Source organism: Pseudomonas sp. IT-P395 (assembly GCF_949767675.1).
GTDB lineage: Bacteria > Pseudomonadota > Gammaproteobacteria > Pseudomonadales > Pseudomonadaceae > Aquipseudomonas.
The window spans coordinates 1-26241 of sequence record NZ_CATKPW010000007.1 but is presented as its reverse complement, the minus strand read 5'-3'; the positions used below and the strand labels follow the sequence as shown (position 1 = coordinate 26241).

Genomic DNA, 26241 nt, shown 5'->3' with positions numbered 1-26241 from the left:
AAGCATAGCAACGGCCTCAGGGTTTGCTGGGGCTTGCAGCGTGCGTTCGTCCGCTTTCCCAGCCGCCGCCCAAGGCGAGGAACAAATCGATCTGGCTCATCGCAACCTGGGTGTTGGCGGCGGCCAGTTGTGCGGTGACATCGGTGTAGGTGCGCGTTGCTTGTAGATCAGCGAGGAACGACTCGCGACCGGCCTGGAAGAAGCGGTGGGTCTGGTCGGCCGCCAGCTTTGCCGACTGCTCGGCGTCGGCCAGTGCGTCGCGACGTTGCAGCAATGCGCTGTACTGGGCCAGACCGGTCTGGGTTTCGCGAATGGCGTTGAGCACCACGCCGTCGAAGTGCGCCAGTGCGCCTTGGGTCGCCGCTTCTGCCTCGCGGATTCGCGCACGAGCGCCGTTGGTCGGCACCTTCCAGCTCAGCGACGGGCCGAAGCCCCAACGGTTGGTCGACGGATCACCCAAGTCATCGATGAGACCAACAGTGCCGATGGTCGCGCCGATACTGATGTCCGGATACAACTCGCCAGTGGCGACGCCGATCCCGGCGGTCGAAGCGGCCAGACGACGTTCGGCCTGACGAATGTCCGGGCGACGCTTGAGCAGCGCAGCGCCATCGCCGACTGGCACCAATTGGGCGATTTTCGGCAACTCGGCGCAGGTCGCGGTACCGGCCGGCAATTGATCGACCGGTTTTGCCAGCAGCATAGACAGACGGAACAGCCCGGCCTGACGCGCGGCTTCATAACGCGGCAAGTCGGCGCGCAGGGATTTGAACTGGGTTTGCGAACGGGTGACCTGGGTTTCGTCACCACGACCGGCGTCACGCAGTCGCTGGATCAGCGTGGTGCTTTGCGATTGCAGGTCGAGAGAATGCTGAGCGATTTCGCGCTCTTCGTTGGCCGCGCAGACTTGGGTGTAAGCACGAACCACGTCCGCCACCAAGGTGATCCGCGCCGTGTCTGCCGCGGCCTGGGTCGCGTCGGCATTGGCCTTCGCGCCTTCGATGCCACGCTGCAAGGTGCCCCACAGATCGAACTGATAAGAAGCACTGATGCCGATGTCGCCGACGTTATCGACCGGGACTTTTTCCGGCAGCAAGAATGCCTGACCAGACTCTTGCAAACGCTGCGCGCCCATCTTCACACCTGCGCTCCAGCCGCCCGCTGCTTCGGCCTCATCGACCTGAGCTCGAGCCCGTTGCAGGTTCGCCGCCGCGACGCGCAAATCGGTGTTGGAGGCCATGGCCTGCTGCACCAGTTGATCCAGCCGCGCATCCTTATAAAGACGCCACCAATCCGCCGGCACCGGCGCCGAGACGACCGGTTTTCCGGCAACCGCCAGTTCGCCCTGAAAATCCTTGCGCTGAACCGCCGCATCCTCCGGCACCTGATAGTCCGGCCCGACCATCTGACAGGCCGAGAGCATCACGCCCAACCCGGCGATCATCAGCGCCCGGTTCATTGCACGGGCTCCTGCTTGCGGTCGTTGCGTGGCTGATCGTCGATGATCGAAACGGTGGCGGTACGCCCGGCGATCATGCGGAAATCTTCCGGTACATCGTCAAAGGCAATCCGCACCGGAATCCGCTGCGCCAGCCGCACCCAGCTGAATGCCGGGTTAACGTTCGGCAGCAAGTTGCTGCCGCTGCTGCGGTCGCGGTCTTCGATACCGGCGACGATGCTTTCAACATGCCCGCGCAGTTTGGCGCGGTCGCCGATTACGCGAATATCCACCGACTGGCCGACATGAATGCCGTCGAGTTTGGTCTCTTCGAAATAGCCGTCGATGTGGAACGAATTGCTATCGACCACCGACAACACCGGACGCCCGGCGGTGACGAATTCCTGCGGACGCGGCGCGCGGTCGTTGACGTAGCCGTCGACCGGGCTGCGGATTACCGAGCGGTCGAGGTTGAGCTGCGCACTGTCCACAGTGACCATGGCTTCGGCCAGTGCCGATTGCGCGCGGGCGACCTTCGACTGGCTTTCTTCCAGTTGCTCGGCCGGCACCAGGTTACCGAGGCCACGGTTACGCTTGGCTTCGCGCTGGGCTTGAGCGAGGGTTTCTTCGCGATCAGCGACGGCCGCCTTGGCCTGACGCAGGGCCAGTTTGAAACGGTCCTGATCGATGCTGAACAGCACCTGGCCGCGCTTGATCAACTGGTTGTCTTTCACTTCAACCTGTTGGATCAACCCGGAGACGTCCGGGGCGATCTGGATGATGTCGGCGCGAATATGGCCGTCACGGGTCCACGGCGCGAACATGTAATACATCACCATGCGCCAGACGAGGACAACGGCAAAAGTCACGATCAGCAGGGTCAGTACCACGCGACCGATGGTCAAAAACGGTTTTTTCATGTCATCAGGTATCGACTGAGTGAGTCCACGCCGTACAGAAGCACGGCATAGAGGGCCACGTTGAACAATGCCCGGTGCCAGACCAGACGGTAAAAGTGCACGCGCCTAAGCACGGCATGCACCAGCAAAAACAGCACATAAGTGATGCCCATCAACACCAGCAAGGTCGGCAGGAAAATGCCGCTGATGTCCAGATCACCGATCATAGGGGCGCTCCATCGGGCAGCGGTTCTTCGGAGTCGGCACTGGAGACGAATTCGACGCCGGGCAACAGCGCCAGACGCAAACCGCTCAAGGCGTGCAACAGGTTCAGACGGGTTTCATCGTCGCCGTGTCCATTGAGTGCGCGACGAGTGCGATCCAGGGTCATCAGCAACGGGGCCGGCGCCGGCAAGCGTTCGCCGGCCTTGAGGCAGGCGCGGAAATACTCGCCGACTTCACTGACCACTTGCTGCAACAGCGCGTTCGGCGCGCCGGTCACCCGTGGGGTGTAGGCGAGCAAATCGAGCAGGTTCAGGCCGACACGCACTTCGCGCATGGCGATGCCGGTGTCCTGGCCGGTGAGGGCCAGACGCGGCAGGTGCTGCATCAGTCGATCAAGCAACTGCACGCCCAATTTGCGGTGTTCGGCAAGGTTGGCCGGCTCGGTCATGCGGACGATGTCTTTCCAACTGAAGCGGGTCAGGCGTTTGGCCGCCAGTTCGGCGCCGAACGGACGCGCCACCAGCGTCCAGATAAACGCGAACAACAGCCCTAACGGACCCGCCAGGTTGGAGTTCACGAAGGCAAAAAAGTCCGCGTCGTAAGCGCCCTGAATACTGATGAACGAGGAGGTGTTGACCAGCGTCAGCAGCATGCCGAGGAAAAACCGCGGCTGTACAGTCAATGTGCCGACGCAGATGAACGGGATGGAAAACGCCAGCACCAGCATCGGGAAATCATGCAAGTTGGGCAGAATCAAAAACAGATAAAGGCTGGCGAACAACACCGACATGCCGGTCCAGAAAAAGAACCGGTAAATCTGCGGTGCCGGGTCGTCCATCGAGGCGAAGAAGCTACAGGCCACCGCGGCGAGAATCACCGCGCTGCCGCCGTCCGGCCAGCCGAGCAGAATCCACAGCACCGAGGCGGTGATGATCGCCAGAACGGTCGAGGCCGCCGAGTAGAGCATCAGCCCACGATCAATGAACGGCGTCAGACGACCGAGGCGCCAGTGACGGTAGACCGCGCGCCAGCTGTCCTGGCGCTCGCAGAGAATCGCGTCCTGCAGACTGCGGCAGTCCTGCCATAAATCGATGAATTCGCCGAGGCGATAAATCGAGTTGGAGAACAGCAGTTGTTTGCGGTCTTGCAGTGCTTCGACGCTCGGTTGCAGGGCTTCGAGCTGATCTTTCAGCGCTTGCCAGCGGTCGAGATCGGCGTCCTGATGAGCGAGCCATTCGCGGGTTGCGGCCAGCAGCGGTGCGAACTTTTCCACCAGTTCCGGCGTGCGCCGTTCAAGGGCGTAGAGCGAATCTTCCAGCGCATCTATCACCGGTAATAGATGAATCATTCGCCCGCGCAGTTCTTTGGTGTTGCGCACGGTTTGCGGTAGTGCGCCTTCGTGGGGCAACTGGCCGATCATCAATTCGAGACTGTTGAAGTTGGCAACCATGGCCATGCGCAGCGCAGTGACTTCTTCGGGCTGCACGTCGCGGCTGAGGAATTTCAGGCTATAGGTCGTTGCGTCGGCGAACCACTTGCTCACGGCATCGTTGAACACCGGCGCCAGACGACGCGGCCAGAACATCGCGCCGACCACGGCGGCAACGGCGATGCCGAGGAAAATCTCTTCGGTGCGCGCCTCTGCTACGTCCCACACCGCCAGCGGGTTATCCACCACCGGCAAGGCGATCAGCGGCAGGGTGTAACCGGCGAGCATCAATGCGTAGTTGTTGGCCGTGCGCAGTTGCAGGGACAGGAACAGCAAAATGCCCGTCCACAGCGCGATGACCACCACCAGTACATACGGGCTCTGCACGAACATCGGCACGAAAAAAACCGCCGCCGCGGCACCGAGAAAAGTCCCGATGGCGCGGTACAAGGCCTTGGAACTGGTCGGGCCGAGAAACGGGCTGGAGACGATATACACCGTGGCCATCGCCCAATACGGACGCGGCATTTGCATGAGCAAGGCGATGTACAGCGCGATCATCGACGCTGCGAAAGTCCGCACCCCGTAGAACCAGTCGCGGGCCGGCGGAATGCCAGAGAAAAAACCGTTCAAGAATTGATCACCACAGGCGGATGGGCCGCCTCAAAAGCTCTGAGTACCCGAAGCGTAGCTTCCAGATCGCTTTGCTCGATGCCTTCGAGCACCTCGTGACGCAAGCGCACCAGTTCGATCTCGACCGCTTGCACCAGTTCACGACCGGTGTCGGTCAGGCTCAGGCATTTGGCCCGGCGATCCTGGGCATCTTCGGTGCGGCAGACGTAGCCGGAATGACACAACTGATCGAGCAGACGCACCAGCGACGGACTCTCCATCCCGGCCGCCTGCGCCACTTGCACCTGGCGCACGCCCTCGCCCAAACGGCCGATCATCAACAGCGGCACGGCGCAGGCTTCGGAGATTCCGTAGTTGACCAGCGTGGTCTGGCAGATCTTCCGCCAATGCCTGGCGGCCACCACCATGGCACTGCTGATGTTCATCTGGAGAGCGTCGAGTTCGTTCGGCACGGGGAAATGCACACTGTTAGTTTGCTAACTATCAATATCGCATTGGAGGGGAATTTCAGTCAAGTTTTGAAACAAATTGCTCCACTGGTCGCTCGCACAAACTGAAGCTTTCTAATTCATGTGATGACGATGTATATACCTCGTCAGTACCGAGAACCTTGAAGGAATCTGCAGATGTCAAAACAAGCCGTTTTTACAATGAAGCTTGAACCAGAGCTGCGTGAGCAGTTCATGGCGGAGGCAGAGGCCTCCCATCGCCCTGCTTCGCAGATCATGCGAGAAATGATGCGTCAGTTTGTTCGCACACAACAGGAAGCCCGAGAGTACGAAGCCTTCCTGCAACGAAAAGTCGACCTTGCAAGAGAATCGATGGCAGCCGGTGAAGGTGTGTCCAACGAGGAAGTTGAAGCACAATTCGCCGCCAGGCGCAGGCAGGTAGAAAATCAAGGATGAAGATTATCTGGAGTAAAAATGCCGTACAGGATCGCGAAAAAATCTGGGACTACCTTCACGCAAAAAATCCAGGCGCAGCGCTCGACATGGATCGCCGCTTCACCGAAGCGGCTTCGCGCCTATCCCAGAACCCCAAGATTGGCCCGGTCGGCATCATTGCTGGCACTCGCGAATTAATTCCCCATCCCAGCTACCGTCTTGTCTACCAGTCAGATCAGGATGTGATCTGGATTATGGCGCTGGTTCATACAGCACGGGCCTGGCCTTTTCCAACGTAGCGATTACCCCGCTCTCCCCTTGCGCAACATCACATTCAACTGATCCACCACCTCCGCCCAATCGGCGTCATCCAGAATCTCGTCACGCAAAAACTCCGCTTGGCTCTTCGTCCAGAAAAACGCATCAGCCAAATGCAAGTCGGGTTTGAGCGGGGAATGGGTGGCGATGAATTTGTCGATGTCGACCGGTTCGTCGGGGAGGCCGAGTTGTTTGAATAGTGATGGGAGGTTGTGTGTTGGGCTTTCCATTGATCAACTCCTTCAAAAATGGGCTGTGTGGAAGATTATTCGCGAGCAGGCTCGCTCCCACAGGGGAATGCGATCAACCTGTGGGAGCGAGCCTGCTCGCGAAGGCCTCAGTGCCGGCACCACAAAACCTAATCACTCAACTCCCGCACCTCGGCATGCGGCACCATTTTCAGAAACTCCGGCATGCTCATGTGCAGCAGGTAATTGTGGTTGCCCGCCTCCAGATAAATATCCTTTTGCCGCGTCAGCAACGGGTCGATGACCATGTCCAGGCCATAAGAGCCACCCAGCGGCGGTACCGCGCCGCGTTCGCAGTCGTCGAAGATGTGCGCCAGATTGCTTTCGCGGGTCAGTTGCCATTCGCCGCTGGTGCGTACCTTGCTCAGGTCCAGATGACGACTGGCCGGCAGCACGGCCATCAGGTAGTGCCCGTGGTGGTCGTCGAGGATGATCGATTTGGCCACGCGCTCGGCGGGCACCCCGGCGACTCGTGCGGTTTCCAGGCTGCTGGACGAGTGTCGGTGGGCGACGATGTCGTATTCGCAGTGCGCCCGGTTCAGGCTGCTCTGTACTTTTCTTGCCATGCGCATGATGCACCTCGGTGTTGCGCTGAACGGTGGTTGCCGTGTCTTTGAGTCTAGTTCGGCGAGGGGTTGGCGCAGAGAATTCCGCCCACTGGACACATCCGCACATTGATCAAAATTCAACCAGCGCAACCCTCAACTAGACTGTAAGAACCAGCCATGACGCTCGCGGAGGGTCACGTGAACAGCCGATGTTGTGCGCTTGCCTTGCTCCTGCTGATCAGCGGCTCAGCCCTCGCCGCTGACACCCCGTTGCCGCCGATGAGTCCGGCCGGTTTGTGGCTGATTACCTTGGGCATCGTCTTTCTGATCGCCGAAGCGGCGCTGCCCAATTACGGAGTGATCGGGCTGGGCGGCATCATCATGTTCGTCATCGGTGCGCTGATTCTGAGCAACGCCGAGTTGCCAGTGCCAATGATGATCGGCCTCGGTCTGATCAGCGCCCTGCTGTTGCTCGCGCTGCTGATTCGCGCCCTGAAAACCCGCCCCCGGCACGCGGTCAGTGGCGATGCCGGCCTGCTCGGCAGTGTCACCGCGATCACCACGGTGCAACCGGGCGATGCCCATAATGGCTGGGTGCAACTGCAAGGTGAGCGCTGGCAAGTGCTCAGCGCCACTCCGCTGCACACCGGGCAATCGGTGCGCGTGGTGGCGCGCAAGGGATTGTTGCTGCAAGTGGCCGCGACTGACGCGGCGCCACTCGGAGAGTGATCATGGGTCTGCAAATCGGTTTTGTTGCGCTGCTGTTACTGGTCATTGCCCTCGCCGGCTCGACGTTTCGCATCCTGCGCGAATACGAACGCGGCGTGGTGTTCCAACTCGGCCGCTTTTGGCAGGTCAAAGGCCCAGGCCTGATCCTGCTGATCCCGGTGGTCCAGCAAATGGTCCGGGTCGACCTGCGCACCGTGGTGCTCGATGTGCCGCCGCAGGACGTGATCACCCGCGACAACGTCTCGGTCAAGGTCAACGCCGTGCTGTATTTCCGCGTGCTCGATCCGCAGAAGGCGATTATTCAGGTTGAGGATTATCTTTCTGCCACCAGCCAACTGGCGCAAACCACCTTGCGCGCGGTGCTTGGCAAGCATGAACTGGATGAGCTGCTGGCCGAGCGCGAGCAGTTGAACATCGACATCCAGCAGGTACTCGACGCGCAGACCGACGCCTGGGGGATCAAGGTCGCCAACGTCGAAATCAAGCATGTCGATCTCAACGAATCGATGGTCCGCGCCATCGCCAAACAGGCGGAAGCCGAGCGCGAACGGCGGGCCAAGGTGATTCACGCCGAAGGCGAACTGCAAGCCTCGGAAAAACTCATGCAGGCAGCGGAAATGCTCGGTCGCCAGCCTGGCGCGATGCAGTTGCGCTATATGCAGACCTTGAGTTCGATTGCCGGGGACAAGAGTTCGACGATTGTCTTTCCGCTGCCGATTGAATTGCTCAAGGGCATGGCGGATTTGTCGGGGAAATCCTGACCCGCCTATTCACCCGAAGGTTTGGGCACGAACAAGCGTGCTTGCATCCCGCCCGCGTGGACTTCAGCGCTGGTCTGCCAGGTCGCAGGTAGCGGTGAGAACTCTTGTGGCTCATCGACGGTTCCGACCAGCCAGACCCGGCCTCCGGCTGGCAGCTCGGTCAGGCTGTTCAGATAGACATCACTCGTTACCAGCGTGCCGAACCCGTACTCATTTGGCCGCGTCGATTGGCCATCGGCGTTCGGTGGAGTGAAGAGGCGCACCTGCGCCCCGGTGCGATCGTAGTAGACGTAGCTCAGATACCAGAGCATGTCGCTGGTGACGATGCGGTCACCGGGAAGGAAATGCTGGTTGACGTACTTCACGACCGTGTCGAGTTGATCATGCGTGTCGACCGTGGCGTTGTTGTTTACGCCGACCAGTTCCACGGCGATCAGCGACACCAGCACTGCCAATGCCAACATCCGCACGCGGCTGTACAAACGGTCGATGGCCAACGCCGTCAGCATCGGCAAGCCAAGGGCATACGCCGTCAGATAACGCTCAATGAATACCGGCGTAATGAACGACACCAGATACACCAGCAATAGCGGCAGCCCGGTGTACAGCGCCAGCAGAACACTGCCGCGCGACACACTGCGATCGCGCATCACCGCGATGACTGCCAGCCCCAGCATCGCCAGCGGCAACGCCGCGAAAATCAGCCACGGCAAACTTTCACCGTCATCCTGAATCAACCATGACCAGATCATCGACGGCAGCGAACTCAACGTAACGGCAGGCTCCCAACCGACATCGCCACCGGCCTCAAGCTGCTGCATGTGCTGCGTCAAATCAAGCAGGTTGGGCAGCCAAGGCAGATACAAAATAACGATGGTCAGGTTCGCCAGCCACCAGTTCCAGCGCTGGATGTGCCGGAACCGGTAACCACGCTGTACGCGGATCGCAATCAGATAAAGCCAGTGACACAGCGCCGCGAGCACGGCGAAATAGTGGGTGTAGAGCGCCGCGCTCATCAGCAGCAGGTAATACACCAGATAGCGCTGGCGTTGCGGGCGGCGGATCCAGTAGACCAGCGCCAGGCTCGCGGCGAGCAGCAGCGCCCCGAGCAGCGCGTACATGCGCACTTCCTGGCTGTAGCGCACCGCGGTCGGCAACAGCGCCAGCAACACACCGGCGATGAACGCTGCGCGACGGGTGGCCAGGCGATCCACCAGCCACACGCCCAGCCCCACCGCCGCAATGCCGGCCAGCGCACTGAGAGAGCGGACCGCCAGAATGCCGTCCCCGAACAATTCGACCCAGCCATGCAGCAGCATGAAGTACAGCGGCGGATGCACATCGAATGCCGCGTGCTGCCAAATTTCACTCAGCGAATAGCGCCCCAGCAGCAGACTGGAACCTTCATCGCCCCAGATCGCAGCCGCGGTCAGATCATAAAAACGCACGAATGCGGCCAGTGCCAGGATCGGCCATAGCCAGTGATTTTTTATCCAGCGCACCCAGCGCAGGCTGCCGAACCAGGAGCCGGGCGCGGCAAACGGATCTTGCGTGTCGCCCATTGGCGTGACTCTGTTCGCCGCCATTGCTGCCTCTTGCCGCGCCGCAGCGCCACGAGAGTATGACGCGCCAACCTGCCCATCACTTTAGGTCAGCCACGGCAGAACCGTCGATGTCGGTTTGTGCTTTCACGACGCCCGGCGTCATTGCCGCCATTTGCCCTTCCGGGTAAACCGACTGCCATCCCCCGCCCAACGCCTTGTACAACCCGACCATCGCCAGCGAAACGCCGGTGGAACTCTCCACCCACTGTTCCTGCGTTGCCAGCAGCGCGCTTTGCACGGTGAGGACGTTGACGAAATCGACCACACCTTCGACGTATTGCTGTTGCGCGGTGCGCAGGGCGATCTGGTTCTGGCGGACGGCTTCGGCGAGGCTGTCGCGGCGGCGCTGGCTGGCGTTGTAGACGGTCAGTTGATCGTCGATTTCATGCCAGGCACGCAGCACGGTTTGCTGGTAGCCGATCGCCGCTTCCTGTTGTTGCGCTTCGCGCAGTTGCAGCATGCCGCGCAGGCGTCCGCCATCGAACAGCGGCAGACTGAATTGCGGGCCGATGCCGAAGGCGCGTGAACCCCACGAGCCAAAGTCGCTGAGTTGCATGGCTTGCGAGCCGAGGTTGCCCGACAGGGTGATGCGCGGATAGAAGTCGCCTTTGGCTACACCGATATTGGCGGTAGCAGCATGCAGGCGCGCTTCGGCCTGACGGATGTCCGGGCGGCGTTCGGCAAGTTGTGACGGCAGACCGATGGCGACTTGCAGCGGCGACTGCGGCACGGCGGCGTCTGTGGATAACTCCTTAGCCAATGCCTGTGGCGGTTCGCCCATCAGCAGGCTGATCGCGTTGATCAACTGCGATTGACGTTGCTCCAGCGCCGGCAATCGCGATTCGATCGCGGCGACTTGCGCGGCGGCTTCGGCGACGTCGAGGTCAGTCGCCACACCGTCGGCCAGACGCAGTTGCGAGAGCTTCAGGCTATGGCGGGCGACGTCGAGGTTCTGCTCGGTGACGGCGCGGGTGTTTTGTACACCGCGCAGCTGAATGTAGTTTTGCGCCGTGTCAGCGAGTACGGCCAATAACACCCCGCGACGGTCGTTTTCGGCGACTTCGAGGTTTGCATCGGCGGCTTCGGTTTCGCGACGTACGCGGCCCCAGAAATCCAGTTCCCATGAGGCGGAGAAACCGGCGTCCCACAGGTTGAAGGCGGAATCGCCGTTGTGTCCGGACGGGTCGTTCAGGCCCTCGCTGCTGTTGCGTTTGCGCGCGTAACTGCCCGTGGCGGCGGTGCTCGGATAACGGTCAGCGGTGATCACCTGGCGGGCGGCGCGGCTTTGCTGCAGACGGCTGCTGGCCAGTTGCAGGTCGAGGTTGCTCTGCACCGCACGCTGAGTGAGTGCGGAGAGTTGCGCGTCGTGGAAGACCTCCCACCATCGTTCGTTGAGGGGTTCGCTGACAGCTTGGCTGGGGGCTGACTTGGCCGGCTTAGTCCAGTCGGCGATTTGTGTGGCTTCGGGTTTCTGGAAGTCTGGGCCGACGGTGCAGGCGGTGAGGCTTGCTGTCACCAAGGCGCTGAAAATGAGTGGCTGCCACTGACCCCATCGCTGGCAAGCCAGCTCCCACAGGGATTGTGCAGGTTGTCCAAATTGTTCAGCCCCACCGACGGAACCTGTGGGAGCTGGCTTGCCAGCGATGAGGCCAGTTGAATTACCACCCATCATCGCTGGGTCACCTCACGCACGGATTTCTCGGAACTGCGCGTATCAATACTCGCCTCCACCGACATCCCCACGCGCAACCGCTCGGCGAGCGGCTGACCCGGTTCCAGCATGATCTTCACCGGAATCCGCTGCACCACCTTGGTGAAATTACCCGTGGCGTTATCCGGTTTCACCGCCGCAAAGGTCACGCCTGTGGCTGGCGCAATACTTTCCACGCGACCGCTCAAGGCTTCACCACCAAGGCTGTCGACGCGCACCTGCACCTCTTGCCCCGGCTGCACATCCGTCAGTTGCGTCTCCTGAAAATTCGCCACGACATAAGCCCGCTGCAACGGCACAACCGCGAGCAGCTTGCTGCCCGGCGTCACATAGGCGCCGACGCGCACGGCGCGCTCGCCGATCATGCCATCCTGCGGCGCGGTGATGCGCGTGTAGGAGAGTTCGAAACTGGCGATTTCCAGTGCCGCTTGCGCGTGTTTCAGACTGCCTTCGGCGGCGTCACGTTGAGCGGTGAGGATGTCGACTTGCTTGCGCTCTGCCGCCAGCTTCGCCGTGGCGGTGTCGAGATGAGCCGTGGCCTGATCGATGCGCGTGCGCGCCTGTTGCGCGTTTTGCACGGTGCCGGCTCCAACGCCCGCCAAGTGGTTATAGCGATTCAATTCCTGCTGGGCGAACGCCATTTCCGCCTTGGCCGAGACTACCGAGGCTTGCGCCTGAGCGATCACCGAAGTCTGGCGCTCCAGCGTCGCCTTGGCGTTCTGCAACTGCGCCCGCGCCACCAGAGTTTGCGCATCCGCCGCTTCAGCCGACGCACGCAAATCGCGATCATCGATCAGCGCCAGCAACTGCCCGGCTTTGACCTGCTGGTTGTCCTCCACCAAGACTTCCTTGATGAACCCGGCCACGCGCGGCACGATGAGCGTGTAGTCGGCGGAGACAAAGGCGTCGTTGGTGTTTTGCTGAGTACGTTTGCCAAACACGCCGGGCAGCGCCAGGTAAACCAGCACGCCGACCGCCAGTGCGGCGGCGATGGCCACCGCGAGTTTTTGCTTTGCTTGAGTCGTCATAAAAACCTTCTGTTTCAGTACAGCGATCAGGTCGGCGCGCGCGGCGGAAAGATCCGCGTCGGCAGCCAGAAAATCAGCAGGATCAACGCCACCGCGACGCCGGCCATGCACACATAGAGATCGGAAGAAGTCAGCACCACGGCCTGTTCGTGCAGGCGATGGGCGAGGCCCGGATCGCTGCGGTCGGCCAGCGGCGAATTGCCGAGGCTGTCGACCAGCATGGTCGAATGGAAATGCAGGCGCGCGGTGGTCAGCGCTTCGATCACCCCGGTAGCGACCACGGCCGCCAAGCCTTTCACCGTGTTGAACCACGCGGAGGCGAACGGCCCGTCTTGCGGCTGAATGCTGCCGGTGGACAACATCAACAGCGGCAACACCGACATCGGCTGACCGAAGATCTGCAGCCATTGCAGGACGTAGAAATTGTCGCGAATCCATTCTGAAGTCAGCAGCGATCCGCCCAGGCAGGACAGCGTCAACATGCTCAAACCCATGCCAAGCACCCAGCGGCAATCGACCCAGCGCAGGTTGCACAACGCTGCCACCAACGGCAGCGCAATCAGTTGCGGCAAAGCGGCGATCAGCATGATCGGTGCGGTCTGCGCCGGGCGATAACCCTGCACCTGCGCCAGATAACTCGACGGAATCAACACCACCGCCTGCAGAACTATCAGCACACCGGCCAGGGTCATCAAGGCGAACGACAGGTTGCGGATACCGAGCATCTGCAATTTGAAAAAGGGAATCGGCTGCGACCACTCGTTGATCAGAAACGCCACCAGCAGCAGCGAACCGGCGCCGAGCAATCCGCAGATCAGGCTCGACTCGAACCAGTCCAGCCGATTGCCCTGCAACAAACCGATCACCAACATGCAGATTGCCGGAAAGCCCAGCAGCAGGCCTTTCCAGTTGAACGATTTGAGGCGTTCCAAACGCAGCGGGTCCTGCGGAATACCCCACGCGACCATCGCCATGGCGATCAGAGAAGGCACGATGATTTGCCAGAACGTCCACTGCCAGCCGACGTATTCGGTCCACAAACCGGCCAGCGGCGTGCCGAGGCCGGGGCCGAATGTCGCCGTCAGTGCGTAGCCGGCCAGACCGTAGAGTTTGATATTCGCCGGCAAAAAGCGCAGGGCGACGGTCATCAGCATCGGTGGCAGCGCACCGCCGGCCAGCCCCTGCAAAGTGCGCATCAGCAGCAGACTTTCGTAGTCCGGTGCAAACGGGCACAGCACGCCAAGCAAGGTGAACAGGCTGATCGCGCAAAGGGTGAAGCGGCGCAGCGAGAAGGTCACCGAACACCACGGCGCGAAGGCCATGGCCGCGACCGAGGTGGCGGTGTAGCTGGCGACCAGCCAGGTGCCTTCGTCGTAACCGATGTGCAACCCGCCACGGATGTCGGCCAGGGCCACCTTGGTGACCATCTCGTTGAGGCCCGACACCAGCACCGCCAGCAGCACGCCGACCAGGCCAATGATGATCCGCGCCCCGAACACCGGTGGCGCGGCCGCCGTCGCCGGGCTGGCCGCAGCGATGGGCACCGCAGCCGACAGGGATGTCATGAATACACACTCCGGAGGGAAAAATACCGGAGCATCTTAGTCGGGCTTGGCAATGACGAAAATTGACTTATTGGCAGGTTATAAGTGCGCCAGACACAATCATTAAAAGCAAAAGATCGCAGCCTTCGGCAGCTCCTACAGGGATATGCATTCCAATGTAGGAGCTGCCGAAGGCTGCGATCTTTTGATCTTTAGGGTTGTGCAGCCAGCCAGGTTTCGTCGCAACAGGCCTTGAGGGTTTCGCGCAGCCAGCGGTGCGCGGGGTCCTTGTCGAATCGAGGGTGCCAGGCTTGAGTCAGCATCAACGTCGGCAACGGGATTGGCAGGTCGAATGAGCGCAGTTTCAAACCGAGCCGGCGCACACTCAGCAGAGCTTCTTTGGGAACCGGCAGGATCAGGTCGGAATCAGGCAACGCAAACATCGCCGCATGGAAACTCGGCGCGATCACCGCGACGCGCCGCTCCAGACCCAGCGCATTCAGCGCGGTATCAATCGGGCCGCGAGCGATGCCCCGGCGCGACATGCTGATATGCGAATACCCGGCATAGCGCTCGGCAGTGATTTCACCGTCGAGCAATGGATGATCTTCTCGCACCAGTCCCACGAAGTGCGTCGAAAACAGATTCTGCACTTTGACTTCAGGAGTGACAGGGCGGGTATTACTGACGCTCAAATCGATGCGCCCTTCACGCAGGGCTTCATCGTCGCCATCGCCTTCCGGGACGAAGCGCAACTCACAGTGCGGCGCCAGTTGATCGAGGGTGTCGAACAGCTTGCCGCCGTAGACGCCGATGAAGAAGTCATTGGCGCGGATGCTGAAGCGCCGGCGCAGCGTGCCCAGTTCCACCGAGTCGGCCGAGCGGAACAGCAGCGCGGCCTGCTCGACCACATCGCGCACCTGCTCGCGCAACTCCAGCGCTTTGGGGGTTGGCACCAAGCCACGTCCAGCACGCACGAGGATCGGATCACCGATCGCTTCGCGGATCCGCGTCAGGGTTCGGCTCATGGCGGCCGGGCTGAGGTTCATCCGCCGCGCGGCGCCGACCACACTGCCCTCATCGAGCAAGGCGTCGAGGGCGACCAGAAGGTTCATGTCCGGGAGTTGCATGCTGAGCACTCTTGGCTGATCTGGATTGATCTGGGCGCAATGCTAGCAAACATCCTTCAAGTATCGCGCTGGCATGACTGACGCTATCGCGAGCAGGCTCACTCCTACATTGGATCTTCAGTGTCTACAGATTTTGTGTACTACGCAGATCCCTTGTAGGAGTGAGCCTGCTCGCGATGAGGCCAGACGCAACGCCACAGAGTTACCGCTGCATCCCCCACCGCTTAACGGTCACCCGCTCCAGCGTATCGAACACCAGATTCTCCACCAGCAAGCCGATCAGAATCACCACCGCCAACCCGGCAAACACCTTGTCGGTATACAGCTCATTACGATTCTGAAAGATGTACCAACCCAGCCCGCCCTTGCCACTGGTCGCACCAAAAACCAATTCAGCGGCAATCAACGTGCGCCAGGCAAACGCCCAGCCGATCTTCAACCCGGCGAGAATCGACGGCAGCGCTGCCGGAATCAGGATGAACAGCACCAGTCGCAAACCCTTCAGACCATAGTTGCGACCCGCCATGCGCAGGGTTTCGGAAACCCCGAGGAACCCGGCATAGGTGTTCAGCGCCAACGCCCACAACACCGAATGCACCAGCACGAAAATCAGGCTGTTCTGCCCCAGGCCAAACCACAGCAGCGCCAATGGCAGCAGGGCAATCGCCGGCAACGGGTTGAACATCGAAGTCATCGTGCTCAGCAGATCACGGCCCAACTGCGTCGATACGGCCAACGTGGTCAGGGCGAACGCCAAAACGATGCCGATCAGATAACCCTTGATCAGCACCACCAGCGATATCCACACCTTGGCCAATAACTCACCACTGAGCAGCCCGTCGAACAACGCATGACTGGTCTGCAGGAAACTCGGCAGCATCAGGTCATTGTTCTGGATTCGCGCGACCACTTCCCACAGCACCGCCAGCACAATCAGGATCAGGCCTTTACGCAACCAGCCCTGTTGCCACAGCCGCGTACCCAGCGACAACTCACGCTCGACCGGCACTTCAGTCAGCGGCTCCAGAACAATTTCAAACTCTTCACGCACAGATGATGAATGGCTCATCGGGTAATCCTCCTGGCCGCTCAATAGGCAATGCGAATGTCATTGAAGTCGTGGTCACGCTCGGTTTCCGGCGACTGGCCTTCATCGAACAACAAACGATGAATGCGCCGCGCCGATTCCTGAAACGCCACGCCACCGAGGCTGTGCAGATCGTATTGATGGCTGTGCACTTCGGCGCGCACTCGGCCGGGATGCGGCGACAGCAGCAGGATGCGATTACCGACCACCAGCGCCTCTTCAATCGAGTGGGTGACGAACAGCAGAGTGAAGCGCACCTCTTCCCAGAGCAGCAGCAACTCTTCCTGCATCTTGCGGCGGGTCAGCGCATCGAGTGCGGCGAACGGTTCGTCCATCAAGAGGATTTTCGGCTGCATCGCCAACGCCCGGGCAATCGCCACGCGCGCTTTCATGCCGCCGGACAAGGTGTGCGGATAGGCATCGGCGAATGCCGCCAGTCCGACCTTTTCCAGATAGTGCAGCGCACGCTCTTCCGCTTCTTTTTTCTTCAGGGTGCGCGAGGCAAGCAGTGGAAACATCACGTTCTGTTTGACGGTTTTCCACGGCGGCAGTTGATCGAACTCCTGAAACACCACAATCCGGTCTGGCCCCGGTGCGTCGACGCGTTCGCCTTGCAGGCGGATTTCGCCTTCGCACGGTTGAATGAACCCGGCCACCGCTTTAAGCAGGGTCGATTTGCCGCAACCGGACGGGCCGAGCAGCACGTATCGATCGGCCGGGTCGATTTCAAAACTGACCTCGTGGGTGGCGCGCACCACGCGTTGCGGCGTGCGGTATTCGAGGCTGACATGATCGACGGCGAGCAGCGCTTCGCTGCGGGCGATCAGGTTGCTGGCCGCGTGGCCTTGCAAGGGGGCGTTCATGATTTGATCAGTCTCCGGCGAATCAGAAAGGCGCGTCGCCCTGAATGGTCGTGCGGTACAGCTTGCGGCGCAGGTGCGCCGGGCAGCCGGCGGCGAGATGGATCAGCGAACGGTTGTCCCAGAACACCAGATCGTGGGGCTGCCACTGATGGCGGTAGATGTTCTGCGGCAGCACGCTGTGGGCGTACAGCTCGCTCAGCAACTGCTGGCTCTCGTCCTCCGGCAGGCCGACGATGCGTGTGGTGAAACCTTCGCTGACGAACAACGCCTTGCGGCCGTTTTCCGGGTGCGTACGCACCACCGGGTGCACCACTTCCGCGACCTGGGCCAGTTGCTCCGGGGTCAGGGTCGGGCGCCAGTTGCCTTCGAATTTGGTTTCGCTGTAGCGGGCGGTGTAGGAATGCGCGGCCGAACGACCTTCAACAGCTTTGCGCAAGGCCTCGGGCAAGCTGTCCCAGGCTTTGTGCATATCGGCGAACAGGGTGTCGCCACCCTCGGACGGCAACTCCTGCGCGTGGAGCATCGAACCGAGGCTCGGCAGCTCTTTATAAGAGAGGTCGGAGTGCCAGAACTTGCCGGCATCACCGAGGCCGATGTTCTGGCCGTTTTCGATGATGTTGGAAACGATGAGGATTTCCGGGTGGTTGGCCAGCAGGAACTGCTTGAGCACATGGATCTGCAACACGCCGAAGCGGCGGCTGAAGTCGATTTGCTGTTGCGGGGTGATTTGCTGGTCGCGGAACACCACGACGTGGTGATCCAGGTGCGCGCGATGAATGCGCGCAAAGTCCTGATCATTGATCGGCCGGCTGAGGTCAAGGCCAATGATCTCGGCGCCGACGGCACCGCTGAACGGGCGGATTTCAAAGGATTGCGGCGCGGCGGTCGCGGCGCTTGGGGAAGCAGTAGCTGCGGACATCTTTCCATCTCCCACGCACGGCGCGCTCACGGGCGCGCTCGTCGATCAGACACTCACGCTGGATTGCGTGTTGGTTCAGGTCGTGCGGCGCGCCGATTGGTCGGCAGGTACGCAGGGGGATGACTTTATAGCTATAAGAATCGGAAATTAAATACCGTTAATGAATAACGATATGGCGATTGGTGCGGAATGGACTGAGTGGTGAGTGACGGTTTTTGTCACTTCCTGACAGAGATGTGGTGTTTGGGCTGCCGCTATCGCGAGCAGGCTCACTCCTACAGGGATCGCATTCCTCTGGAGAAATGCGGTTACTGTAGGAGTGAGCCTGCTCGCGAAGAGGCCGTCAGCAGCGCTGAAGATCTAGCGCTCGTGCAACGCCTCTGCCCGCGCACGGATGATCGGTTTGAGCAGATAACTCAACACCGACTTCTTGCCGGTAATGATGTCCACCGACGCGACCATCCCCGGGATGATCAGCAACGGCTTTTCATCGGTACCCAAGTGGCTGCGCTCAGTACGCACCTTGATGATGTAGTACGTGGTTTTCTTGTCTTCGTCGGTAATGGTGTCGGCACCAATCTGCTCAAGCTTGGCTTTGAGCCCGCCGTAAATGGTGTAGTCGTAGGCGGTGAACTTGACGATCGCTTCCTGCCCCGGATGCAGGAAGGCAATGTCTTGCGGGCGGATCTTGGCTTCGACCAGTAGTGTGTCGTCTAGCGGTACGATTTCGACCATGTCGCTGCCCGGCTGGATCACGCCGCCGATGGTGTTGACCAGCAACTTGTTGACGATGCCGCGCACCGGCGATGTCACCAGCGTGCGGCTGACGCGGTCTTCCAGCGCCTTGCCCGTCGCGCTGGCCTTGTTCAGGTCGGTGCGGGCTTCGTTGAGCTGGGTCAGCGCTTCGCTGCGGAATTTGCCGCGCGTTTCGTCGATCTTGCGCTGCACTTCCTTGATCGCCGATTCGGCACGCGGGATGGCCAACGTCGTTGCATCCAACTGACCACGGGTTTCCACCTCGGCACGCTTCAGACGCAAGACTTCCACCGGAGACACCGCGCCCTGCGCCACCAGCGGCTCGGACATGTTGATTTCCTGACGCTGCAAACCGAGTTGCTGGCGATACTGCGCTTGCTTGGAGGCGAATTCGCGCAGCTCTTGCTGACGCTGGATCAACTGCTCCTGCAAACCACCAATCTCGTCGTGCAACTGCTGACGGCGGCTGATGTACAGCGACTCTTCGCTTTTCGCCTGACCGGGCACGGCTTTGAGCACGTCCTCGGGGAAATTCAGCGGACGGTCATCGACCTCGGCGCTGAGGCGTTCTACGCGCAGCAGCATCGACAGGCGATCGGCTTCGGTTTCACCGACGTTCGACGCAAATCGCGTGTCGTCGAGACGAATCAGCGGTGCACCGGCTTCGACAATCTGGCCTTCCTTGACGAACAGTTCGGAGATGATCCCGCCCTCAAGGTTCTGGATTTTCTGGATCTTCGACGACGGAATCGCTTTGCCGTCGCCCTTGGTCACTTCGTCGATCACGGCGAAGTTGGCCCACAGCAGCAGAAAGATAAAGAAGCCGATGATCGCCCAGATGGTCAGGCGCACGACGCGCGGGGCGTCCTCGATCAGCGCTTTGTTGACCTCCGGCAGTGGCTGGCCCTGCAGTGATGCCGAGCCTTTGAAGTAGCGACGGATCGAATCCTTGAAACCCGACTTAAGCAACACTGATTTGCCCCTTCTTCAACGCTTCCATCACGGCGGCTTTCGGGCCATCGGCGAGAATTTGCCCACGGTCGATCACCAGCAGACGATCGACCAGCGACAACAGTGAAGCCCGGTGCGTCACCAGCACCACGGTCTTGTTTTCAATCACCGCGGCGAGGCGTTGCTTGAGGCGTTCTTCACCGGTGTTGTCCATCGCACTGGTCGGCTCGTCCATCAGCAGGATCGGCGGATTGAGCAACAGCGCCCTGGCCAGTGCGACGTTCTGCCGTTGACCACCGGAGAGGTTCTGCCCGCGCTCGCCGACTTGCAGCTCGTAACCTTGTGGATGCAGACGGGCGAATTCGTGGACGCCGGCCAGTTCGGCGGCTTGCAGGACGAGCTCGTCTTCTACATAACGGGCGCCGGAGACGAGGTTGTCACGCAGGGTGCCGGCCAGCAGTTGGATGTCTTGCGGCACGTAGCCAATGTTGTAGCGCAGTTCGCTGACGTCGATCTGACGGATATCCACACCGTCGACCAGCAGCGCGCCGTCGTCCGGCTGATACAGGCCGACCAGCAATTTCGCCAGCGAACTCTTGCCCGAGCCGCTGCGGCCGATGATGCCGATCTTCTCGCCGGGACGAATCACCAGATTGATGTTCTTCAGCGCCGGGTTCTGTTGTTCCGGGTAAGTGAAGCTGAGCTGGCGGCACTCGATCGCGCCTTGCAAAACCTTGCGGCTCAGCGGGCGCTCTTCAAAATTGCGCTCTTGCGGCAACTCCATCATCTGGTCGACCGAGGTCATGGTCACGCGGGCTTGCTGATAACGGGTCAACAGACCCGACAGCGAGGCCAACGGGCTCAGTGCGCGACCGCTGAGCATGTAGCAGGCAATCAGACCGCCCATGCTCAGGTTGCCGGCGATGATCTGGTACACGCCGAAGACGATCATGATCACCCCGGCCAGTTGCTGGATCAGCAGGGTGATGTTCATCGCCAGGCCGGAGAGCATTTTCACCCGCAGCTCGAGGCGGCTGAGGGTGCCGATGGTCTGTTCCCACTGGTACTGGCGTTCGCTCTCCGCGTTATTGACCTTCACCGCGTCGAGACCGGCGAGGGTTTCGATCAGGCTCGACTGGCGCTCGGCGCCAAGGGCCATGGTGCGCTCCATGGTCGCCACCAGCGGCTTCTGCAAGGCGTAGCCGATCAGCAGGGCAATCGGGAACGCCAGCACCGGAATCCACACCAGATGCCCGCCGAGAATGGCGATGACGATGAAGATCAGGATGGTGAACGGCAGGTCGATCAGGCTGGTCAGGGTCAGCGAGGCGAGGAAGTCGCGCAGGCTCTGAAATTCGTGGATGTTCTGCGCGAAGCTGCCGACTCGCGCCGGACGGTATTTCATCGCCATGCCGACGATGCGCTCGAACAGCGTCGCGGAGATGATCAGGTCGGTTTTCTTCCCGGCCAGATCCAGGCACAGGGCGCGCAGACTCTTGAGGATCAGGTCAAAGATGTAGGCGCCGGTGATGCCCAACGCCAGAACCCACAGGGTCGCTTCGGCCTGGTTCGGCACCACGCGATCGTAGACGTTCATCACGAACAGCGGCGCGGCCATGGCGATGATGTTGATCAGGAAACTCGCGGCAATCGCATCGGCGTACAGCCAGCGCGAACGCTTGAGGGTGTCGCGGAACCACGAGCGCGCACGCGGAATCAGCGTGCCGTGGTTGACGTCGAATTTGTGTTGCGGCTGGGCGAAGAAGACTTTGCCGGTGTAATCGTCGGTCAGCAATTCACGGCTGACAATCGACTCGCCGCCGTCGGTTTCGCTGAGCAGCACCCGGGCTTCATTGTCACCCTGCCAGCCGAGCAGGACAGCGCTGCGGCCATCCTTGAGCAGCAGCAAGGCCGGCATGGCGATCGCCGGAATTTCTTCCAGTTTGCGCTGCAATACCCGACCTTGCAGGCCGGCGCGAGCTGCCGCGCGGGGCAGCAACTCGACACTCAGGCGTTGTTTGGGCAGCGGCAGTCCGGTGGTCAGCATCGCCGCGCTGGCGGGCTTCTGGTGCAGCATGCAAAGGGCGAGCAGACCGTCCAGTAACGGATCGTCGTGCAGCGCGCGTGGATCATGACTGAGTTGAACTCGACTGACTTCTGATTCCACGCTCGACACTCTTTGACAGTTGAAAAGGGATAACTCAATTCATCCCAGGCAGCTGGACCTTGGGCTTGACGTCGTTTTGCACAACGGATGCCAACGGTGCGACCACTCCCTGGCTTCTGAGCAACTCGCCCATGGTCGCCTTGATTCGGTACTGAGTAAATAACTGAATGTTTTTGATTTCAGCCAGACGCCGCGAAGCGGTGAACAACTCGTTTTCGCTGTCGAGCAAATCAAGCAGAGTTCGTTCACCGAGGCTGAACTGACGCTGGTAGGCGGTGCGCACCGAGGTGCTGTGATCGACGTATTGCTGCGCGATCGGCACCTGCGCGTTAGCGTTGTTCAAGGCGTTCCAGGCCAGGCCCAGCTCTTCGTTCAACTGACGCAGGGCGTTGTTGCGAATATCCAAAGCCTGGTTCGACAGGTACGACTTGGATTCCAGATCGGCCTTGTTGCTGCCACCGGAATAGAGGTTGAAGCGCATGCGCAGCATGGCTTGCCATTCGTTGTTGTGACCGTTCTGGCCGTCGAGATCGTTGTCGGCGGTGCGACCCAGTTCGGCGTCGAAACGTGGGTAGAAGGTCGACTTGGCGGTTTCGTATTGCTTCTCGGCGGCGGCGATGTCGGACTCGGCCGAACGCAGGATCGGGCTGTTTTCCAGCATCTGCTGGCGGGCTTCATTGAGGTTGGCCGGCATCATCGCCATGAACGGCGCCGGACGCTCGAGCTGATCAGGCATCTGGCCGACGGCGCTGAGGAAGTTGGTTTCCGAGTCGGCGAGGTTGGTCTGCTCGGTGATCAGGTTGTTGCGGGCCTGGGCCATCCGCGCTTCAGCCTGGTCGAGGTCGGCACCGCTGCCGACGCCGCGTTGGGTACGCAGCTGGATCTGGTCGTAGATGCGCTGGTGGCTCTTGAGGTTTTCTTCGGCCAGACGCACGAATTCGCGGCGGGTCAGCACGTCCAGATAGACCTGGGCGACAGTCAGCGCGGTGCGCTCGGAAGTGCCCAGCAAAGAGTAAGCGCGGGAGTTAACGGTGGCTTGTTGACGCCCGACTTCGCTGGACGTCGCAAAACCGTCAAAAACCATTTGCGAGAGACGTAAACTTGACTCGCTACGATTCAGGGTTTCGTAGTGGTTACCGGAATTGGCGCGGGTGGTGACGCTGTCGGTACCCTCACGGCCATAACCGCCGAGCAGATCGACCTTCGGCAGGTATCCACCTTTTGCCGCTCTTAACTGATAATCCGCAGCCAAACGACTGTTGACCCCTGCCTGGATTTCCGGATGGACATCCAGTGCCTGCTGCATGGCTTCTGGTAAGGATTGTGCTTGTACAAAAGAGGCGGCGAGGGCGAAGGGTACGGCGAAAAGCAGGGGCGAACGCATGATAGGAATTTCCCAGAACTTCTTGTCTTGAATCACAGCAAAACGTGGCGCTGCGTCGGATGATGGCAACCAGATTGACCGTATGTCGGAAAGTTCAAAACAGGAACTGGATCACACGTTGAAGGACAGGTCGCCGCGGAAATATCAATGTGACATTAGTGGGGCGATTGTTTAGGATGGCACCCAGAAGGTCAATAGTTTGGCATAAAGTTAATAGCGAAAGAATCTAGCCAAATTATTGACGAAAAGACGCGTCAAACTTGTTTCGCAAATTTTTAAAGTACGTCCAGACTGAATCGGCGCCCATGCCGTCAGGTCCATGGAAGTCAACTGAACGTGACACCCGGAGAGTCTTCAATGAGCAGTGTTGTTGCCATCGTCAAAAGCATTGTCGGTCAGGTATTCGTGGTGTCCCCAGAGGGCGTGCGTCGCGTACTCGTTGAAGGCGATCGTCTGTTTGTCGGCGACCAGATCGACACCGGCCTCTCCGGCGCCGTGTCGCTTGAATTGGCCGATGGCCGCCCCCTTGATCTGGGCCGTGAAACTCAGTGGAGCGCCAACGCGCCCGACTCCAGCACTGATTTGGCCGAAGCCACCGCGCAGGCAGCGCCGTCGGTAGCCGAACTGCAGCAAGCCATCGCCGCCGGTGTCGACCCGACCACCGCGCTGGACGCTACTGCTGCCGGCCCAAGCGCCGCAGGCACGGGCGGTGCTGCCGGTGGCGGTCACAGCTTCGTGATGCTCGATGCCACCGCTGGCCGCGTTGACCCGACCATTGGCTTCCCGACCGCAGGCATCAACGCTGCCGGTCAAGCTGCGCAAAACATTACCGGCGGCCAGACCACCGATACCACCACCAACGCCCTGCGTGATTCGACCCTGAGCCTCAGCGCCACGCCGTCCATCACCGAAGCCGGCGGTGTGCTGGTGTACACCGCGACCCTGACCCAGGCGCCGCTGACCGACTTGACCATCACCCTGTCCAACGGCGCGGTGATCGTGATTCCGGCCGGTGCAACCACCGGCACCGTCAACGTGCCACTGGCGCCGAACGACACCGTTTATAACGACCCGACCCAGATCGACGTGACCGTCACCGGCACCACCGGCGGCAATGGCATCACCGTGACCCCGCCGACCACTCCGGCCACGACCCAGGTCACCGACACCATCGACACCACCACCGTCACCCTGACGGCCGGGCCGAGTGTCACCGAAGGCGGGCAGATCACGTACACCGCGACCCTGACCAACCCGGCGCAAACCCCGGTGACCGTCACCCTGTCGAACGGCTCGACCATCACCATCGGCGCCGGCCAGACCACCGGCACCGTCAACGTGCCGACCCCGGCCAACGACGTCTATAACAACGGCAGCACCGTCACCACCACCATCACCGGTGCGACTGGCGGCAACTTCGAAAACCTGGTGCCGAACCCGACGCCAGCGGTGACCACCATCACCGACTCGATCGACACCACCAACCTGACCCTGACTGCCACCGGCACAGTGGTCGAAGGCGGCCAGATCACCTACACCGCGACCCTGACCAACCCGGCGCAAACCCCGGTGACCGTCACCCTGTCGAACGGTTCGACCATCACCATTGAGGCTGGCCAGACCACCGGCACCGTCAACGTGCCGACGGCGGCCAATGACGTCTACAACAATGGCGGCACTGTCAGCACCACCATTACTGGCGCCAGCGGCGGCAACTTTGAAAACCTGGTGCCAAACACCACGCCAGCCACCACCACGGTTACCGACTCGGTCGACACCACCAGCGTGAGCCTCACCGCTACCGGCACCGTCGTCGAAGGCGGCCAGATCACCTACACCGCGACGCTGACCAACGCAGCGCAAACTCCGGTGACGATCACCCTGTCGAACGGTTCGACCATCACCATTGACGCCGGCAAAACCACCGGCAGCGTCAACGTGCCGACCGCGGCCAACGACGTTTACAACAATGGCAGCACCGTCAGCACCACTATCACCGGCGCTACCGGCGGCAATTTCGAAAACCTGGTGCCGAACACGACGCCAGCGACCACCACCATTACCGACTCGATCGACAACACCAACCTGTCGCTGACGGCCACCGGCACCGTGGCGGAAGGGGGTTCGATCGTTTACACCGCGACCCTGACCAATCCGGCCGGCACGCCGGTAACCGTGACCCTGAGCAACGGCTCGGTGATCACCATCGACGCGGGCAAAACCACTGGCACCGTGACCGTTCCGGCGCCGGCCGATGATGTCTATAAAGACGCAGGCAAAGTCGAAGTCACCATCAAGGATGCGACTGGCGGCAACTTCGAGAATCTGCTGCCGAGCACTGTCCCGGCCGTGACCGAAGTGACCGACACTATCGATACCTCGACCGTGAAACTGACGGCTGATACCTCGGTTGCTGAAGGTGGCACCGTCACCTACACCGCCACCGTTGGCGCCCCGGTGACCGGTTCGCCTGTCGTGGTAACCCTGGCCAACGGTCAGAGCATCACCATTGAAGTCGGTAAAACCACCGGCAGCGTGACCACCACCGCGCCAAATGACGCGTTGACCGGCAACGCACCGCTGACGAATTCGATCACTGGCGTTTCGGGTGGTAATTACGAAGATCTGGTCGCCGACAAGACCCCGGTATCGACCAGCGTTACCGATGTTGCCGACACCACCAACCTGTCGCTGAGCGCAACCGGTTCCGTGGCTGAGGGTGGTTCGATTGTTTACACCGCCACGCTGACCAATCCGGCCGGCACGCCAGTCACCGTGACCCTGAGCAACGGCTCGGTGATCACCATTGAGGCCGGCAAAACAACCGGCACCGTGACTGTTCCGGCACCAGCCGATGACGTTTACAAAGACGCCGGCAAAGTCGAAGTCACCATCAAGGACGCCACCGGCGGCAACTTCGAAAACCTCGTTCCGAGCACCACGCCAGCCGTAACCGACGTCACTGACACCATCGACACTTCGACG

General features: G+C 60.8%; 23 protein-coding genes. 5 read left to right on the top strand and 18 right to left on the bottom strand.

Translation table 11 applies throughout. The features are described 5' to 3' along the window. Window positions 1–16 precede the first annotated feature (16 nt). From ACM6IN_RS06240 to ACM6IN_RS06220, 5 genes are read right to left on the bottom strand one after another with little or no spacing between them, the layout of a single operon-like run. Entirely contained in the window at window positions 17–1459 is a 1443-nt protein-coding gene (locus ACM6IN_RS06240; RefSeq protein ID WP_414894961.1) for an efflux transporter outer membrane subunit, read from the bottom strand. After that, window positions 1456–2358, bottom strand: coding sequence for an efflux RND transporter periplasmic adaptor subunit (locus tag ACM6IN_RS06235; RefSeq protein WP_414915606.1), 903 nt, complete (start codon window positions 2356–2358; stop codon window positions 1456–1458). The genes ACM6IN_RS06240 and ACM6IN_RS06235 overlap by 4 nt, the downstream gene beginning before the upstream one ends. Beyond that, window positions 2355–2564, bottom strand: coding sequence for a DUF1656 domain-containing protein (locus tag ACM6IN_RS06230; RefSeq protein ID WP_414915605.1), 210 nt, complete (start codon window positions 2562–2564; stop codon window positions 2355–2357). The genes ACM6IN_RS06235 and ACM6IN_RS06230 overlap by 4 nt, the downstream gene beginning before the upstream one ends. Next, window positions 2561–4624 carry an FUSC family protein gene (locus ACM6IN_RS06225; protein WP_007917704.1) on the bottom strand — a complete coding sequence of 688 codons (2064 nt, stop codon included), beginning with the start codon at window positions 4622–4624 and terminating at the stop codon, window positions 2561–2563. Before ACM6IN_RS06225 ends, ACM6IN_RS06230 begins: the two co-directional genes overlap by 4 nt. Continuing rightward, a complete protein-coding gene (locus tag ACM6IN_RS06220) occupies window positions 4621–5049 on the bottom strand; it encodes a MarR family winged helix-turn-helix transcriptional regulator (protein ID WP_042704904.1) in 429 nt (142 codons plus the stop codon). The genes ACM6IN_RS06225 and ACM6IN_RS06220 overlap by 4 nt, the downstream gene beginning before the upstream one ends. Before the next feature lie 201 nt (window positions 5050–5250). Between ACM6IN_RS06220 and ACM6IN_RS06215 the strand changes: the two genes are divergently transcribed. Beyond that, the gene (locus ACM6IN_RS06215) at window positions 5251–5529 is read left to right on the top strand and encodes a CopG family ribbon-helix-helix protein (protein ID WP_007917706.1); all 279 of its coding nucleotides are present in this window, start codon (window positions 5251–5253) and stop codon (window positions 5527–5529) included. Beyond that, window positions 5526–5807 carry a type II toxin-antitoxin system RelE/ParE family toxin gene (locus ACM6IN_RS06210; RefSeq protein WP_007917707.1) on the top strand — a complete coding sequence of 94 codons (282 nt, stop codon included), beginning with the start codon at window positions 5526–5528 and terminating at the stop codon, window positions 5805–5807. The genes ACM6IN_RS06215 and ACM6IN_RS06210 overlap by 4 nt, the downstream gene beginning before the upstream one ends. A 3-nt stretch (window positions 5808–5810) precedes the next feature. On the opposite strand, the gene ACM6IN_RS06205 is transcribed toward ACM6IN_RS06210, so the two are convergent. Continuing rightward, on the bottom strand, window positions 5811–6056 hold the full coding sequence (locus tag ACM6IN_RS06205) for a DUF2789 domain-containing protein (protein ID WP_007917708.1): 246 nt from the start codon (window positions 6054–6056) through the stop codon (window positions 5811–5813). A gap of 128 nt (window positions 6057–6184) precedes the next feature. After that, window positions 6185–6646 (bottom strand): aminoacyl-tRNA deacylase, encoded by a 462-nt coding sequence (locus ACM6IN_RS06200; protein WP_007917709.1) that lies wholly within the window; start codon window positions 6644–6646, stop codon window positions 6185–6187. Between the two features lie 174 nt (window positions 6647–6820). On the opposite strand from ACM6IN_RS06200, the gene ACM6IN_RS06195 reads away from it, so the two are divergent. Further along, window positions 6821–7351: an NfeD family protein gene (locus tag ACM6IN_RS06195; protein WP_185051950.1), complete on the top strand. Its 531-nt coding sequence runs from the start codon at window positions 6821–6823 to the stop codon at window positions 7349–7351. Between the two features lie 2 nt (window positions 7352–7353). After that, complete coding sequence (locus ACM6IN_RS06190) at window positions 7354–8112, top strand: slipin family protein (protein ID WP_007917711.1); 759 nt, start codon at window positions 7354–7356, stop codon at window positions 8110–8112. Between the two features lie 5 nt (window positions 8113–8117). On the opposite strand, the gene ACM6IN_RS06185 is transcribed toward ACM6IN_RS06190, so the two are convergent. The 11 genes from ACM6IN_RS06185 to ACM6IN_RS06135 all read right to left on the bottom strand — a co-directional run bounded on the left by ACM6IN_RS06185 (window position 8118) and on the right by ACM6IN_RS06135 (window position 23256). After that, window positions 8118–9698 carry a glycosyltransferase family 39 protein gene (locus ACM6IN_RS06185; protein ID WP_123375673.1) on the bottom strand — a complete coding sequence of 527 codons (1581 nt, stop codon included), beginning with the start codon at window positions 9696–9698 and terminating at the stop codon, window positions 8118–8120. A gap of 55 nt (window positions 9699–9753) precedes the next feature. Further along, window positions 9754–11388, bottom strand: a complete 1635-nt coding sequence (locus ACM6IN_RS06180; protein WP_259740583.1) for an efflux transporter outer membrane subunit — start codon at window positions 11386–11388, stop codon at window positions 9754–9756. Next, window positions 11385–12455 carry an HlyD family secretion protein gene (locus ACM6IN_RS06175; RefSeq protein WP_414915604.1) on the bottom strand — a complete coding sequence of 357 codons (1071 nt, stop codon included), beginning with the start codon at window positions 12453–12455 and terminating at the stop codon, window positions 11385–11387. The genes ACM6IN_RS06180 and ACM6IN_RS06175 overlap by 4 nt, the downstream gene beginning before the upstream one ends. Before the next feature lie 26 nt (window positions 12456–12481). Further along, window positions 12482–14020, bottom strand: coding sequence for an MFS transporter (locus ACM6IN_RS06170; RefSeq protein ID WP_414915603.1), 1539 nt, complete (start codon window positions 14018–14020; stop codon window positions 12482–12484). 191 nt (window positions 14021–14211) lie between these two features. Beyond that, window positions 14212–15129, bottom strand: coding sequence for a LysR family transcriptional regulator (locus ACM6IN_RS06165; RefSeq protein WP_414915602.1), 918 nt, complete (start codon window positions 15127–15129; stop codon window positions 14212–14214). A gap of 202 nt (window positions 15130–15331) precedes the next feature. Further along, window positions 15332–16198: an ABC transporter permease gene (locus tag ACM6IN_RS06160; RefSeq protein ID WP_123375676.1), complete on the bottom strand. Its 867-nt coding sequence runs from the start codon at window positions 16196–16198 to the stop codon at window positions 15332–15334. A gap of 20 nt (window positions 16199–16218) precedes the next feature. After that, window positions 16219–17079, bottom strand: a complete 861-nt coding sequence (locus tag ACM6IN_RS06155) for an ABC transporter ATP-binding protein (RefSeq protein WP_414915601.1) — start codon at window positions 17077–17079, stop codon at window positions 16219–16221. Between the two features lie 22 nt (window positions 17080–17101). Next, complete coding sequence (locus ACM6IN_RS06150; RefSeq protein WP_007918313.1) at window positions 17102–17998, bottom strand: TauD/TfdA dioxygenase family protein; 897 nt, start codon at window positions 17996–17998, stop codon at window positions 17102–17104. 360 nt (window positions 17999–18358) lie between these two features. Further along, window positions 18359–19726 (bottom strand): HlyD family type I secretion periplasmic adaptor subunit, encoded by a 1368-nt coding sequence (locus tag ACM6IN_RS06145; RefSeq protein WP_007918311.1) that lies wholly within the window; start codon window positions 19724–19726, stop codon window positions 18359–18361. Then, the gene (locus ACM6IN_RS06140) at window positions 19716–21872 is read right to left on the bottom strand and encodes a type I secretion system permease/ATPase (protein WP_095113879.1); all 2157 of its coding nucleotides are present in this window, start codon (window positions 21870–21872) and stop codon (window positions 19716–19718) included. Before ACM6IN_RS06140 ends, ACM6IN_RS06145 begins: the two co-directional genes overlap by 11 nt. A gap of 34 nt (window positions 21873–21906) precedes the next feature. Continuing rightward, complete coding sequence (locus ACM6IN_RS06135) at window positions 21907–23256, bottom strand: TolC family outer membrane protein (RefSeq protein WP_007918308.1); 1350 nt, start codon at window positions 23254–23256, stop codon at window positions 21907–21909. Between the two features lie 357 nt (window positions 23257–23613). Here ACM6IN_RS06135 and ACM6IN_RS06130 point away from each other — a divergent pair. Further along, window positions 23614–26241: retention module-containing protein (locus ACM6IN_RS06130; RefSeq protein ID WP_414915600.1), on the top strand; the 2628-nt coding region annotated here is incomplete at its 3' end.